Source organism: Streptomyces sp. NBC_01003, assembly GCF_045162695.1.
Classification (GTDB): domain Bacteria; phylum Actinomycetota; class Actinomycetes; order Streptomycetales; family Streptomycetaceae; genus Streptomyces.
Map to the genome: position 1 here is coordinate 8,428,677 of NZ_CP108707.1, position 13,793 is coordinate 8,442,469.

Sequence of the window (13,793 nt, forward strand, 5' to 3'; positions counted from 1 at the left end):
AACGCTTTGTGACCGATGAGTAAAGACTGCTTATGTCCTCTTTGGCTTCTTTGGGTCCCTACTGGCCGACCCGCCCCGGCTGGAGCACCTTGGAGAACAGCACGTCGCCGCCCTGCTGCCGCAGCCGTACCGTCAGCTCGCCGCTGCCGCCGTCGATGTCGACCTCGCCGAAGTACTGAGGGGTCTCCATCGGCGACGTGTTGGCCCGGTCCGGCGCCTTGACGAAGCTCTGCTCGGGGCCGAAGGTGGCGTCCAGCTTCACCGCCTGGAAGCCGCCCGCCGCCAGCGGGCCCGAGACGAACTCCCAGAACGGCTCGAAGTCCTGGAACGCGGCGCGCGAGGGGTCGTAGTGCTGCGCCGACGTGTAGTGCACGTCCGCGGTGAGCCACAGCGTTCCCGTGATCCGGTCGTGCTTGATGTGCCGCAGCAGCTCGGCGATCTGCAGCTCGCGGCCGAGCGGCGCACCCGGATCGCCCTGCGCGACGGCCTCGAAGTTCACCGCGCCGTCGGCCACGACCAGGCCGAGCGGCATGTCGGAGGCGATCACCTTCCAGACGGCCCGCGACCGGGACAGCTCACGCTTCAGCCAGGCCAGCTGCCGCGCGCCGAGGATCCCGGTCGCGTCGTCGGGCTGCCGGCCCGGGGAGTTGGCGTTGCGGTACGAGCGCATGTCGAGCACGAACACATCGAGCAGGGGGCCGTGCCGCAGGACCCGGTACACGCGGCCCTCGTCGTCGCCCGGCGGCAGCGTGGACACGGGGAAGTACTCGCTGAACGCCCGCAGGGAGCGCGCGGCGAGGACGTTCGTGTCCTTCTCCGTGTAGCGGGCGTCGTCCAGGATCTGGCCCGGATACCAGTTGTTGTGCACCTCGTGGTCGTCCCACTGCACGATCGACGGCACCTGCGCGTTGAAGCGGCGCACGTTCTCGTCGAGGAGGTTGTAGCGGAACGCGCCGCGGAACTCGGCCAGCGTCTCGGCGACCTTGGACTTCTCCTCCGTCGTGACGTTCCGCCACACGCGCCCGTCCGGCAGCGTGACGCTGGGCAGGATCGGGCCGTCGGCGTAGATGTTGTCGCCGCTGCACAGGAAGAAGTCGGGGTTCAGGGCGCGCATGTCCTCGTACACGCGGTAGCCGCCGATGTCCGGGTTGATGCCCCAGCCCTGGCCCGCGATGTCGCCCGACCACAGGAAGCGCACTCCGTCGCGGCGGCCCACGGGGGTGGTGCGGAAGGTGCCGGTGACGGGTTCGCCCGTGCGGCGGGGGTCGTCGGGGTCGGCGAGCACCACGCGGTAGTGGATCTGCTCGCCCGGCGGCAGGCCGCGCAGGCGGGTGGTGCCCGTGAAGTCCGTGCCCGCGCCGATCAGCGGCCCGTGCCACTTGGTGGACCGGCGGAACGACTCCGTCGCGGAGGTCTCCACGATCATGCGGGCGGGCCGGTCGGAGCGCGTCCAGATCAGCCCCGAGTGCGCGCCGACGTCCCCTGCCTGAACACCCCACGCCGCCTTCGGGCGACCCGACAGCGCGAAGGCCGGGGCTGCGGCCGAGCCCACGGCGGGCAGCGCCAGGGCGGCCGAAGCGGCGAGCGAGCCGCGCAGCACCCCGCGGCGGCCGGGCAGAGAACTCGGCGGACGGTGTGACATGAATACGCCTCCAGAAACGGGTTCCGACAGTGCGGTGCCACCACTGCGGGGGCGCCGCGGCGAAGCCACACCTACGGGCTCACCACGGCGCACACGCGAACCCCAAGTGAACAACTGCCCCTGGGGATCGGGGAACCCGGCGCGCTGCGTCGCCTCACATGCCCACGCCGCCGCTCACGCGCGCGTGGCCCTCTCGTGAGCCGCGCGTGCCAGGAGACGTACGCCTTCCGCGATCCGGGCCGGCGGCAGATGCGCGTACCCGAGGACCAGCCGCACTCCGCCGTCGTCGCTGTCCGAGGTGCCGTAGTGGCTCAGCGGGCGGACGGCGACCCCGGCCGCCGAGGCTCGTTCGAGGAGTGCCTCCTGCGACCCGTGGCGCTCGGGGAGGCGGGCGATGACGTGCAGCCCGGCGGCGATCCCCGTCACCTGAGTGCCCGGCAGATGTTCGTGGAGCGCGGCCACGAGGGTGTCGCGCCGCTCTCGATAGGCGCGCTGGCAGCGCCTCAACTGGCGGTCGTAGTCGCCGCGCTCGATGAAACGGGCCAGGAGTGCCTGGTCGAGGGCGGGGTTGCCGAGGTCCATGTAGCGCTTGCGCTCGACGACCTCGTCGGTCAGACCCGCGGGCACGACCATCCAGCCGAGCCGCAGCCCGGGCGCAAGCGACTTGCTCACCGAGCCCGTGTACGCGACATGCTCCGGGTCGAGCCCCTGGAGCGCTCCTACGGGCGCCCGGTCGTAACGGAAGTCGCCGTCGTAGTCGTCCTCGATGACGAGGCCGTCCACCGACCGTGCCCAGTCGAGGAGTTGAGTACGGCGCGCCGGTGAGTAGGCGATGCCGGAGGGGAACTGGTGGGACGGCGTGGTCACCGCGGAGCGCACCCCCGCGTCCCGCAGCGGCCCGAGGGCAGGCCCCTCGCCGTCCAGGGGCAGCGGGGTCGTGCCGATGCCGGCCGAGGCGAACAGTGAACCGAGGTCGGGGCTTCCCGGGTCCTCGACGCCCACCGAGCGCTCCCCGCGCGCGTGCAGCACGAATCCGAGCAGCGTCACCGCCTGGGCCACCCCGGAGCAGACGATGATCCGCTCCGGATCGGCGACCACGCCCCGCCGCCGCGCGAGGAGTTCCGCCAGCGCGGTACGCAGCCGGGGGATGCCCCGCGGGTCCGGGTAGCCCAGCATGTGGTGCGGCAGTTCGGCCAGCACCCCGCGCTGCGCCGCCGCCCACGCCGCCCGCGGGAACAGCGACAGATCGGGGCTGCCCGCCACGAAGTCGGCGCGCGTGCCCGGCGGACGGGGCGCCAGGTCCCGCACACCGGCCGCCGCCGCGGCGCGTACCGCCCCGCCCACCCAGGTACCCGCCCCGCGCCCGCTGCGCAGATACCCCTCGGCGGTCAACTGCTCGTACGCCTCGGTGATCAGCCCGCGCGAGACGCCCAGATCCGCCGCGAGATCGCGGCTCGACGGCATCCGTGTCCCGGGCGCGAGCCGCCCCGACCTGACGGCGTCCCGCAGCGCGGCCTGGAGACCACGGCCACGCGCGCGTGCGGGCGCCGATGCGGCGGGAAGCAGTAACTCCCAGGCGGCGGACGATGGTTGGGCGCCACCGTCCGCCGCACGCGGATTGGTCCCCGATGGCGTCATGAACGTGGACCTTAATCCGGGCCGCCGCTCTCCCTAGCGTCAGGGCCATGAACGCGCACCCGATCCGAGGGGCCCTGCCGGCCGCCCTCGCCTGCGTCCTCGTCGGCGCCTCCTTCACCGCCAACAGCGTCCTGGGCGACTACCCGTACGCGGGCGGCCAGTTCCTCCGCTACGCCCTCGCCTGCCTGCTTCTGCTGCCGCTCCTCGGCCGGGGCGGCGCGGCTCCGCTGCGCCACCTCACCGGCCGTCGATGGGGGCGGCTCGCCCTGCTTGCGGCCGTCGGGATGGTCGGCTTCAACCTCGCGGTGCTCGCCGCCGAGCGCAGCGCCGAACCGGCCGTCCCCGGGGTCTTCGTCGGATGCGCCCCGGTCGTCGTGGCAGTGCTCGTACCCCTGCTCGCGGGCCGTCGGCCCCAACGGATCGTCCTCTACGGGGCGTTGCTGGTCGCCGCGGGCGCGTTCACCGTCCAGGGCTGGGGGCGCACGGACACGGCCGGCCTCCTGTTCTCCGTAGGAGCCCTCATCGGGGAGGTCGGTTTTGCCGTCCTCGCGGTGCCGGTGCTGCGGCCCCTCGGCCCGAAGCTGCTGTCCTGCACGGTCTGCGGGGTCGCGGCCCTGGAATCGGCCGCGGTCGGAGCGGTGCTCGACGGGGCGGACATGCTCCGCGTACCCGACGCCACCGAGGCGACGGCGCTGCTGTGGCAGGCCGCCGTCGTGACAGTGATCGGCTTCGTGTGCTGGTACATCGGCATGCAGCGCATCGGCGCCGAGCGCGCCACCCTGTTCTCCGGCCTCATCCCCGTGGCGGCGGCGTGCACCGCGCCACTCGTCGGCACCGGGACGTACGGCGCCGCGCAGGCCGTCGGCAGCGCGCTCGTCGGCGCCGGAGTGGCGCTGGGCTCCGGCGTGTTCGGCGCGCGGTCAGCGGCTGGTGTCCAGGATGACGCGGGAGACGAGCGCCGGGTCGTCGCTCATGGGGACGTGACCGCAGCCGGGCAGCCGCACGAGGCGGGCTCCGGGAACGGCGTGCTTGGCCCTGATGCCCTGGCGGCGCAGCAGCAGCCGGTCGCGGGTGCCCCAGGCGACGGTCACCGGGATGTCCGGCACGTCGTCCGTGAACTGCACGTCCAGACCCGCGGCGAGGGTCTGCGCGAACCCGGGGGCGTGGCGCAGGGCCAGGGTCTCCGCGACGACCGCATCGGGTGAACGGCGGCCGGGGCGGGCGTAGATGGTGCTCGTCAGGGCCGCCCGGCCCGCGGCCGACCGCGAGAGCCGCTCGATCGCGGGAACCGGCAGTGCCCGGGCCCCCTGCCGCATCGCGCGCAGCGTGCCGAACGCGTAACGGCGTTCGGCCTGCGACCAGAACCCCCCGGGAGACAGCGCGGTGACCGACCGTACGAGCTTCTCGCGGCCGAGCTCCAGGGCCAGCAGACCGCCCAGGGAGTTGCCCGCCACGTGCGGCCGCTCGATGCCCAGGGCGGCGCAGAGCGATCCGAGCGTGGCCGCCACCGTCGGCAGGTCGTAGGCGACCCCGTCAGGTAGCGCGGGGGAGCCGCCGAAGCCCGGCAGGTCGATGGCGATCACGTCGCGTTCGGCGGCCAGGACCGGGATCACGGGGGCCCAGGCCTGCCAGTGGTGGCCGATCCCGTGCAGGAGAAGCAGGGGCTCCCCGGAGCCCACGCGTTCGTACGTGACGGTCACCTCGCGGGGGCCATCGGGGGTTTCGATGCTGAAGGACACCTCTGTGGCCATGTCGCTCCCTGTCCCCGACGCCGGCGCGACGGTTTCCTTAGACTGCTTGTCAGCAACAATTACCGCTCAGTAGCCTCCAGTTCAAGGGGGATGGGGGAGCGAAGCCCGGCGCGGAGCCGTTTGTGGTCACCGACGCACCGAATCCACCTGGACACGTGCCGCCGCGTCCGTTGGGATGGAGGGGTGGCAACCGACACCGTGATTGAGGTCTTCGAAGAACACCGGCCGGTCCTGATGGGGGTCGCCTATCGCATGCTGGGCCGCGTGGCCGACGCCGAGGACGTCGTCCAGGACTCCTGGCTGCGCTGGGCGCAGGCCGACCGCGACGAGGTGCGCGAACCACGCGCCTACCTCGTCCGCGTCGCCACCCGCCTGGCCATCGACCGGCTGCGGCAGGCGCAGACCCGGCGCGAGGCGTACGTGGGTCCCTGGCTGCCGGAGCCGCTGGTCACCGACTTCGGGCCGACCGCGCCCGACACCGCGGAGGCGGCCGTACTCGCCGAGTCGGTGTCGCTCGCCGTCCTCGTCGTCCTGGAGTCCCTCTCGCCGCTGGAGCGCGCCGTGTTCGTGCTCCGCGAGGCGTTCGGGTTCCCGTTCGCCGAGATCGCCGCCACGCTCGAACGCAGCGAGTCCGCCGTGCGCCAGCTCGCGGGACGTGCCCGCAAGCACGTGGACGAGCGCCGGCCGCGCTTCGACGTCGACCCCGTCGAGCAGCGCGCCCTCACCGAGCGCTTCCTCGCTGCCGCGACGGGCGGGGACCTGGAGGGCCTGATGACGCTCCTCGCGCCCGACGCCCGCCTCGTCGGAGACAGCGGCGGCAAGTCCAAGGCGCCGCTGCGCGTCATCGAGTCCGCCGACAAGGTGGGCCGCTTCCTGCTCGGCGTCGCCAAGGGCGGCGGCACCGGATTCACCTTCCGGACCGTGGAGCTCAACGGAGGGCCGGCCGTGCTCGTCCTCGTCGACGGCAAGCCGGACAGTGTCGTCCAGGTCGATGTCGCCGACGGCCAGGTGCAGTGCGTCTACATCGTGCGCAACCCGGACAAGCTCGTGTCACTCGCCTGACGCTCTCCCTGCGGCCCTCTTGACGGCCTCTTCCATGGCCTTCCTTGTGGCCACCGAAGCCCCCGCCCCGACCGGGCGGGGGCTCTCGTCGTTTCGCGAACGCGGTGTGAACGCTCTGCGGACCGCCATGAACGCTCCGTGGCAGAGCCCCCGCGGGTCCAGGAGCGGGCCGAGGATTGGTCTTGACCAAGTCGGAGGGCGGGCCTACCCTCGCAGAGATAGTGCAGGAACCTTTAATAAACAAGGGCGCTAAACGCAGCCGGGACACGGCGATTGCGGAGGACAGGGTGGGGACCACGCAGTTGGAAACGGCGCCGGAGCCGAAGTACTGGCACCTCAAGACCGTGCTGACCGAGGCACTCGACTCAGAGTTCGCCGTGGGAGAGATCCTGCCGAACGAGCGGGACCTCGCGGCCCGCTTCGGAGTCGCCCGTGCCACGCTCCGCCAGGCGCTCGAACAGCTCGAACTCGAAGGCAGGCTCCAGCGCCGCCGTGGCGTGGGCACCACCGTCGCGCCGCCCCGTGTGGGCGTGGCGGTCGACTCGTCCGACGACCAGGAGTGGCCCGGCGCCGCCGACGGTGAAGCCTGGCAGGCCGTCGACAGCGAGCTCGCGGTGCCGCCGGCGGCCGTGGCCCGCATCCTCGGCACCGCGCCCGACGAGCGCGTCCACCGGGTGCGCCGTACGCGCGTGTCGCACGGCCAGCCCGTCGCCGCCGAGCTGCTGTACGTACCGTCGTCGTCCGTGCCCGAACTCTCCGCCATAGACGCCCCCTCGGGGCCCTCGCGCGCGCGTTCCGTGCTGCGTGAGCTGCGGCGGCTCGGGCTCGAAGGGCAGGACCGCGCCGTCGAGCTGGGCTCGGCCCGCGCCGACGACGCGAAGGAGCTCGACCGGCTGCCGGGCGCGCCCGTTCTCGTCGTCACGACCCGGTTCTTCAGCGAGGGCGAGACGGCCGCGGTCTCCGTGGCCACCTACCGCGCCGACACCTGCCGCCTCACCTTCGGCGACTCGGGCGGCGTCGAGATCCACCACGGCCCGGACCGCCGCGCCTCCTGACAGACGCGCGGCTGGACCCGCGCGCTCCGCGTTCCGTAAAGGCCCACCGTGATCCTTCACGGTGGGCCTTCGGCGTCTGTGCGTTTCCGGCCGGCGGCGCCCGCACGGCCGCGACTCCTGACCCGCGCACGCTGCAATCCCGGGCGCCTCAATCCGCGCACGCCGAGCGCGCCTCAATCCGTAAAGGCCCACCGTGATTCTCCACGGTGGGCCTCCGGCGTCCGGTGCGTGTTCCGGTTAGCGGCGTGCCGTGACCGTGCCCTCGACGGCGAACAGTTGCTCCTCGACATGATCCAGCGCGAGCCGCAGCGCCCCGGTCGCGACCGCCGCCTCGCCCAGAACAGACAGGGCCACGCGCGGCGGACGCAGGCAGTAGCGGGCCAACTCCCGGCGTAGCGGCTCCAGTACGCCGTCCAGGCCGGCCGCCCAGCCGCCCACGACGACCAGTTCCGGATCGAGGGCGAGCACCAGCGCCGCCACGTCGTGCACCAGGCGCTGGAGGAACCGGTCGACGGCCGCGCCCGCCCGCTCGTCGCCCTGGCGCGCGAGAGCGAAGACCTGCGCGACGGCCTGCTCGTCGAGCGGGTGCAGCGGCTCGTCCGTCGTCGAGAGCAGCGTCTCGGGACGCACCTCCCGCCCCAGGAGATGCAGCGCCCCGATCTCTCCGGCCGCGCCGCCGTACCCGCGGTGCAGCCGGCCGCCGATCAGCGCGCCGGCGCCCGGGCTGAGGCCCGCCAGTACGAACACGACGTCGTCGGACTCGGTCGCCGCGCCCTTCCAGTGCTCGGCCACCGCCGCGGCGTTCGCGTCGTTCTCCACCAGGACCGGGCACTTGAAGGAGCGCCGCAGCCGCTCGCCCAGCTGAAGCCCCGTCCACTCAGGAAGGGCGGTGCCGAGGCGCACGGTGCCGTCGGCCTCCACGATGCCGGGGCTGCCCACGCCGACCGCCCGCAGCGAGTTACGGGCGACGCCCGCGCGGCGCAGCAGGTCCGCGACCGCGGTCCGCAGCCGCTCGATGCGCTCGTCGGCCGGAGCGGTCTCGTCGACGTCCTTCGCGGCCGTGCCGAGCACCTTGCCGTCCAGGTCCGACAGGACCGCGGCCACGCGGTGCGGGCCGATCTCCAGACCGAGCAGATGCCCCGCCTCGGCCCGGAAGCGGAACCGGCGCGCGGGCCGCCCCTGGCGCCGCGTACCGCTGTCGTCGACGGCCGTCTCCACGACGAGCCCCGCCGCGATGAGCCCTTCGACGACGCCCTCGACCGTGGGCCGGGACAGCCCGGTGACCCGGGTGATCTCGGTGAGCGTCGCGAGATCCGTGGCGCGCAGGGCGTGCAGCACCACCGCGGAGTTGATCCGCCTTAGCAGAGAGGGGTCCCCGCCGGTCAGCCGCCCCAACGTCCGTCCTCCCAGCTCGCGCGCGTGTTGGGCGGATCGTACTCGCCGCGGCGCACCCCGGCGAGCGCGGGTGCACTTCTGGGACGGGGGACGCTCAGCCGGGCGAGACGAAACCGGATTCGTACGCGGCGATGACGGCCTGCGTCCGGTCCCGCGCCCCGAGCTTGGCGAGGACGGCGCTCACATGCGACTTGACCGTCTCCGTGCCCACGACGAGGTGCCCGGCGATCTCTGAGTTGGACAGGCCCCGAGTCATGAGGCGCAGTACGTCCGCCTCCCGCTCCGTGAGCGCCGCGCGGTCCATCGCTTCCCGCGCCGACGTGTTGCCGTACTCGGCCGCGAGGCGCCGCACGGCCGCGGGGAACAGCAGCGAATCGCCCTCGGCCACGAGTCGGACCGCGTTCACGATCTCGGCCGGCCGCGAACGCTTCAACAGGAACCCGTCGGCGCCCGCCCGCAGCGCCCCGTACACGTACTCGTCGTTCTCGAACGTCGTGATCACGAGGATCTTGGGCGGTTCGGACATACTGCGCAGCACTGCGCGCGTGGCCTCGATGCCGTCCAGGAGAGGCATGCGCACATCCATGGCGACCACGTCCGGACGCAGCTGCCGGACGAGCGGGATCACAGCGGCGCCGTCGGCCGCCTCGCCCACGACCTCGATGTCCGGCTGCGCCGAGAGCACGGCGCGCAACCCCGCGCGGACCAGCGGTTCATCGTCGACAAGGAGCACGGTGAGCGGCATCCGGACAGCCTAGGGGAGCGGTCGGGGCGTACGTGGGGACGGGTTCAGCCGAGTGGTCGGGGCCGTATGAGGACGGGATCAGCCCAGCGGCAGCTCGACGTGCACCCGCCACTGCCCCTCGTCGGGACCCGTCCGCGCCCGTCCGCCGAGAAGCGCCGCCCTCTCGCGGATGCCGCGCAACCCGCTGCCGCTTCCCGCGGGCGCACCGCTGCCCTGGCCGTTCACCGGCGCGCCCGCGGGGAGCGGATTGCGTACGTCGAGCCACAGGCGGGTGTCGTCGACCGTGACGGCGACCCGGATCGGGACGGTCCCCGAGTGGCGCAGCACGTTCGTCAGCGCCTCCTGAAGGATGCGGTAGCCCTCTCTGGAGACGGGACCGGGCACCGTGTCCAGCGCGCCGAGGACCTCCGCGTCGACCTCGGCTCCCGAGGCGCGCGCCGAGTCCAGAAGACGGTCCGCCTCCGTGAGCGTGGGACGGCGGCTCGCGGGCTGCCCCGACTCGCGCAGCACCAACAGGACCCGCTCCAGGTCCTCCAGGGCCGCCCTGCCCGTCTCCTCGATGGCGTCCAGGGCGCGGTCGGTGAACGCCGGGTCGGCGGCCGCCCGCGCCGCGCCGGCCTGCACGACGGCGACGGTCAGCGCGTGCCCGATGGAGTCGTGGAGTTCGCGGGCGATGCGATTGCGTTCGAGCAGCTGCTCGGTGCGCTCCTCCAAGGCGGCCAGGCGCTCCGCCGCGGACGGTCCGAGCAGACCGAGGGCGGCCGAGGCCATCAGGCGCCCGGCGAGCGCGACCACTCCCACAAGCACCAGCGGCGGCACCGGCACGAGCAGCGCGTACGCCCAGCCGTGCCCCGGTACGGGGATGAGGGACTCCGCCTCGGCGGGGCCGCCCGACGTGGCGTCCACCAGTTCCAGGGCGAGAGCCATGAGCTGGCCGGTCACGAACGCGACCGCGCAGCCGGCCCACAGACGCAGCACCAACCACACTGCGGTCCTGCCCCGGTCGCGCCACGACGCCGACGGCGCCACGGACACTCCCGCCTCCCGTGGACCCGAACCGCCCTCCACGCGCGCGTGCGCACCGGGAAACAGCATCAGGCGGGCCTGAAGACCCTCGGCCCTGCGCACCACGGGGATCACGGCGGCCGCCATGAGGAGCGGGACCGGAATCAACAGGATCAGGGCCCACTGCCCGAACCCCGGCCGGGTGAGCCCCGGGTACACGGACCCGCACACAAGGGCGATGATCGCGCCCACGAGCAGATGCAGCCAGCGGGTGTACGTGACCGCGCGAGTGAGCGGCGCGAGGAGGCGGGACATGCCGCCATCGTGCCAGTGGAGCGGCCGCGAACGGCTCCCCCTCATGGGGGAGACGCTCTCCACGCCCGGGGGAGGACCCGGCGTGGCGCGGCCGGAAGGCTGGAGCCATGACCAGCATCGACGTCCAAGAGCTCACCAAGGAGTACGGCACGACCCGCGCGGTGGACCGCCTGACGTTCAGCGTCGGGCCCGGCCGGGTCACCGGATTCCTCGGCCCGAACGGCGCCGGGAAGTCCACCACCATGCGCCTCGTCCTCGGCCTCGACCGGCCGACCTCGGGCACCGCCACCGTCGGCGGCCGCCCCTACAAGGCGCTCGACGAACCCCTGCGCGAGGTCGGCGTCCTCCTCGACGCGCAGGCCGCCCACGGCTCACGTACCGCCCGCGATCACCTCCGCGTCCTTGCCGCCTCCAACCGCATCCCGGTGCGCCGGGTCGACGAGGTCATGGAGCTCGCCGGGATCGCGGCCGTCGCCGGGCGCCGGATCAAGACGTTCTCGCTGGGCATGCGCCAGCGCCTCGGCATCGCCGCCGCACTCCTCGGCGACCCAAAGGCCGTGATGCTCGACGAACCGTCCAACGGCCTGGACCCCGAAGGCATCATCTGGATCCGCGAACTGATGCGCGGCCTCGCCCGCGAGGGCCGCACGGTCCTCGTCTCCAGCCACCTCATGAACGAGACCGCCACGTTCGCCGACCACCTCGTCGTCCTCGGGCGGGGCAGGCTGCTCGCCGACACCCCGATGCGGGACTTCATCGACGCGCACAGCGAGCGGCGCGCCCGTGTCCGCACCACCGACCCCGCGAGCCTGCGCGCTGCACTTCGCCGCAAGGGACTCGAAGCCGTGGCCACCGGCGACGGCCGCTGGACCGTCGCAGGGGCGCGCGCAGAGGAGATCGGCGCGCTCGCCGCCACCGACGGCATCCCCGTCCTCGAACTCGCCGACGAATCAGCCTCCTTGGAGGAGGCCTACCTCGCCCTCACCGCGGACGACACCGAGTTCGCCGCCGCATACACGCCCCTCCAGGAGGCCTGACGATGATGTCGACCACCGCCGTACTGCGTTCCGAATGGATCAAGGTGAGATCGGTGCGCGCCAGCGCCGGCTCACTCCTCGCGGTCTTCGTCGTGACCGTCGCCGTCAACGTCCTGGCCACCGCGGCGGTCGGACAGGCGGAGGCGGACAACGAAGGAGCCGACCTCCTCTTCGGGGCCTTCTACGCACTCAACTTCGGCCAGATCGCGGCCATCGCCTTCGGCACGACCGCCGTGTCCTCGGAGTACCTCAACGGCGCCCTGCGCGTCTCCCTCGCCGCGGTCCCCAACAGGAATCTGCTCTACGCGGCGAAGATGACGGTCGTCGGTGCCCTCGCCGTCGTCGCGGGCCAGCTCACCTCGTTCGTCACGTTCCTCTCCGGGCAGGCGTTCATGGGGTCCTACGCCCTCGGGCTCGGCGATCCGGGCGCGCTGCGCGCCTGCGTCGGAGGCGGCCTCTACCTTGCGCTGATGGCCCTGTTCGCGGCCGGTCTCACCGTCGTCCTGCGCAGCGCGGTCGCCGTCCTGAGCCTGCTCATCCCGTTCATCCTGATCGTGTCCTTCGTCGTGGGCGACATGGCCGCCTCCGTCGCCGATTTCCTGCCGGACCACGCCGGACAACAGGTCCTGCACCAGGACCCGGCCGGCCCGCTCGGGCCGTGGACGGGGCTCGCCGTCACCGCCGCGTGGGCGGCGGCCGCGCTCCTCGCCGGCTGGTGGGCGCTGCGCCGCAGGGACGCGTAACGGCAGGGACTCGTAACCGCCGGACGCCCCGCCAAATGTCAGTGGTGGCCGCTTTACTGGACGTCATGAGCACCGCACAGCATCTCGCGACGATCGACCTGCTGCGCTCCCGTGAGTTCCCCGCGGAGCACGGCAGATCGGACGCGGGCTCCGGCGGACCGGGTTACTACATCGCGGAGTTGGCGACGCGCGGCGAACTCCGGGAGCCGGCCCCCGAGGGCGCCGCTCAGGACCAGTGGGTCGCCGACCGGGACGGGCTCTCCTCGGTGCTCACCGAGCGCTGGGGGGAGCCGCAGTGGTTCAGCCTGTGGAGCGTCAGCCTGCGCGCGGTCGAGGGCGGGGAGGACATACCGGAGCCCTGGGCCGCGCTCAGCGCGTATGTTCCGGACGTCCAGTTGTGGCAGGCCGACGGGCGGTGGATCGTGCTGGGTATCCCGCTCGGCGCGGAGGACCTGCCCTTCCGGCTCGTCGCCGCCGTCACGGACGTGGACCCGCCCTGACGACGCGCCTGGGCCCCGTATGCGGGAACTCCCGTGCCACCATGGGATCTTGGCAGCGGGTCATGGCACGACCGAGGCGAGGGAGAGCACGTGAGCGAGCAGAGCGGGCAGGAGCCGGGGGAGCGGATCGCGAGCCACATCGCGCACAACGCCCGCGTGTGGAACTACTGGCTCGGCGGCAAGGACCACTACGAGGTGGACCAGCAGGTCGGCGACCAGGTCACCTCCATGTACCCCAGCATCGGCGAAGTGGCGCGGGCCGACCGGGCCTTCCTCGGCCGCGCCGTGACCTACCTCGCCGGCCGGGCAGGCATCCGCCAGTACCTCGACATCGGCACGGGCCTGCCCACCGCCGAGAACACCCACGAGGTCGCCCAGCGCATCGCCCCCGACTCCCGCGTCGTCTACGTCGACAACGACCCGATCGTGCTCACGCACGCCCGCGCGCTCCTCACCAGCACGGACGAGGGCGCCACCAGCTATGTGGACGCGGACGCGCATGACCCCGCGGCCATCCTCCGCGCCGCGTCAGGCACCCTCGACCTGGGCCGGCCGGTCGCGGTCATGATGCTCGGCATCCTGAACTTCATCCTCGACACCGCCGAGGCCACGTCCATCGTGCGCCACCTCTTGGACGCGGTCCCCTCCGGCAGTCATCTCGTGGTCACGCACCCCACGCTGGAACTGGGCGGGGAGGGGAACGAGGAGGCGATGCGCTTCTGGAACGAGAACGCGACGCCGCCGATCACCGCCCGCAGCCGGGCCGAGATCGAGGGCTTCCTCGACGGACTCGACATCCTGGAGCCAGGCCTCGTCTCCTGCGCGCGCTGGCGGACGGACGGCGCCGACGAGGGGCCCATCGTCGCCCAGTTCGGCGTCATGGCCCGCAAGCCCTGACGCACGCC

The 13,793-nt window shown here is 72.9% G+C and carries 12 protein-coding genes and 1 pseudogene; 7 read left to right on the forward strand and 6 right to left on the reverse strand.

Annotation, left to right across the window (positions count from 1 at the left end; genetic code table 11):
- Positions 1–58 precede the first annotated feature (58 nt).
- Together OG698_RS38500 and OG698_RS38505 are read right to left on the reverse strand one after the other, a co-directional pair.
- Positions 59–1,642 (reverse strand): alkaline phosphatase D family protein, encoded by a 1,584-nt coding sequence (locus OG698_RS38500; RefSeq protein WP_406108598.1) that lies wholly within the window; start codon positions 1,640–1,642, stop codon positions 59–61.
- Between the two features lie 174 nt (positions 1,643–1,816).
- Positions 1,817–3,280: a PLP-dependent aminotransferase family protein gene (locus OG698_RS38505; RefSeq protein ID WP_406108600.1), complete on the reverse strand. Its 1,464-nt coding sequence runs from the start codon at positions 3,278–3,280 to the stop codon at positions 1,817–1,819.
- Positions 3,281–3,327: 47 nt separating this feature from the next.
- On the opposite strand from OG698_RS38505, the pseudogene OG698_RS38510 reads away from it, so the two are divergent.
- Positions 3,328–4,164 (forward strand): annotated as a pseudogene (locus OG698_RS38510) (EamA family transporter); the annotation flags it as partial.
- Positions 4,165–4,200: 36 nt separating this feature from the next.
- Here OG698_RS38510 and OG698_RS38515 read toward each other — a convergent pair.
- A complete protein-coding gene (locus OG698_RS38515) occupies positions 4,201–5,031 on the reverse strand; it encodes an alpha/beta fold hydrolase (protein WP_406108602.1) in 831 nt (276 codons plus the stop codon).
- A 183-nt stretch (positions 5,032–5,214) separates the two neighbouring features.
- On the opposite strand from OG698_RS38515, the gene OG698_RS38520 reads away from it, so the two are divergent.
- Both OG698_RS38520 and OG698_RS38525 read left to right on the forward strand, forming a co-directional pair.
- A complete protein-coding gene (locus OG698_RS38520; protein ID WP_406108603.1) occupies positions 5,215–6,093 on the forward strand; it encodes an RNA polymerase sigma-70 factor in 879 nt (292 codons plus the stop codon).
- Between the two features lie 287 nt (positions 6,094–6,380).
- Positions 6,381–7,148, forward strand: a complete 768-nt coding sequence (locus OG698_RS38525) for a GntR family transcriptional regulator (protein WP_406108605.1) — start codon at positions 6,381–6,383, stop codon at positions 7,146–7,148.
- 237 nt (positions 7,149–7,385) lie between these two features.
- On the opposite strand, the gene OG698_RS38530 is transcribed toward OG698_RS38525, so the two are convergent.
- From OG698_RS38530 to OG698_RS38540, 3 genes are all read right to left on the reverse strand, one after another.
- Positions 7,386–8,543, reverse strand: a complete 1,158-nt coding sequence (locus OG698_RS38530; RefSeq protein WP_383084284.1) for an ROK family transcriptional regulator — start codon at positions 8,541–8,543, stop codon at positions 7,386–7,388.
- A 94-nt stretch (positions 8,544–8,637) separates the two neighbouring features.
- Positions 8,638–9,288 (reverse strand): response regulator, encoded by a 651-nt coding sequence (locus OG698_RS38535; RefSeq protein ID WP_406108607.1) that lies wholly within the window; start codon positions 9,286–9,288, stop codon positions 8,638–8,640.
- A gap of 78 nt (positions 9,289–9,366) precedes the next feature.
- Positions 9,367–10,608, reverse strand: a complete 1,242-nt coding sequence (locus OG698_RS38540; RefSeq protein ID WP_406108609.1) for a sensor histidine kinase — start codon at positions 10,606–10,608, stop codon at positions 9,367–9,369.
- A gap of 107 nt (positions 10,609–10,715) precedes the next feature.
- On the opposite strand from OG698_RS38540, the gene OG698_RS38545 reads away from it, so the two are divergent.
- The 4 genes from OG698_RS38545 to OG698_RS38560 all read left to right on the forward strand — a co-directional run bounded on the left by OG698_RS38545 (position 10,716) and on the right by OG698_RS38560 (position 13,785).
- Entirely contained in the window at positions 10,716–11,645 is a 930-nt protein-coding gene (locus OG698_RS38545; RefSeq protein WP_406108611.1) for an ABC transporter ATP-binding protein, read from the forward strand.
- A 5-nt stretch (positions 11,646–11,650) separates the two neighbouring features.
- The gene (locus OG698_RS38550; protein ID WP_406111524.1) at positions 11,651–12,388 is read left to right on the forward strand and encodes an ABC transporter permease; all 738 of its coding nucleotides are present in this window, start codon (positions 11,651–11,653) and stop codon (positions 12,386–12,388) included.
- A 65-nt stretch (positions 12,389–12,453) separates the two neighbouring features.
- Entirely contained in the window at positions 12,454–12,888 is a 435-nt protein-coding gene (locus tag OG698_RS38555) for a hypothetical protein (protein ID WP_406108613.1), read from the forward strand.
- A gap of 90 nt (positions 12,889–12,978) precedes the next feature.
- Positions 12,979–13,785 (forward strand): SAM-dependent methyltransferase, encoded by an 807-nt coding sequence (locus OG698_RS38560; RefSeq protein WP_406108615.1) that lies wholly within the window; start codon positions 12,979–12,981, stop codon positions 13,783–13,785.
- The last annotated feature ends 8 nt before the right edge of the window (positions 13,786–13,793 follow it).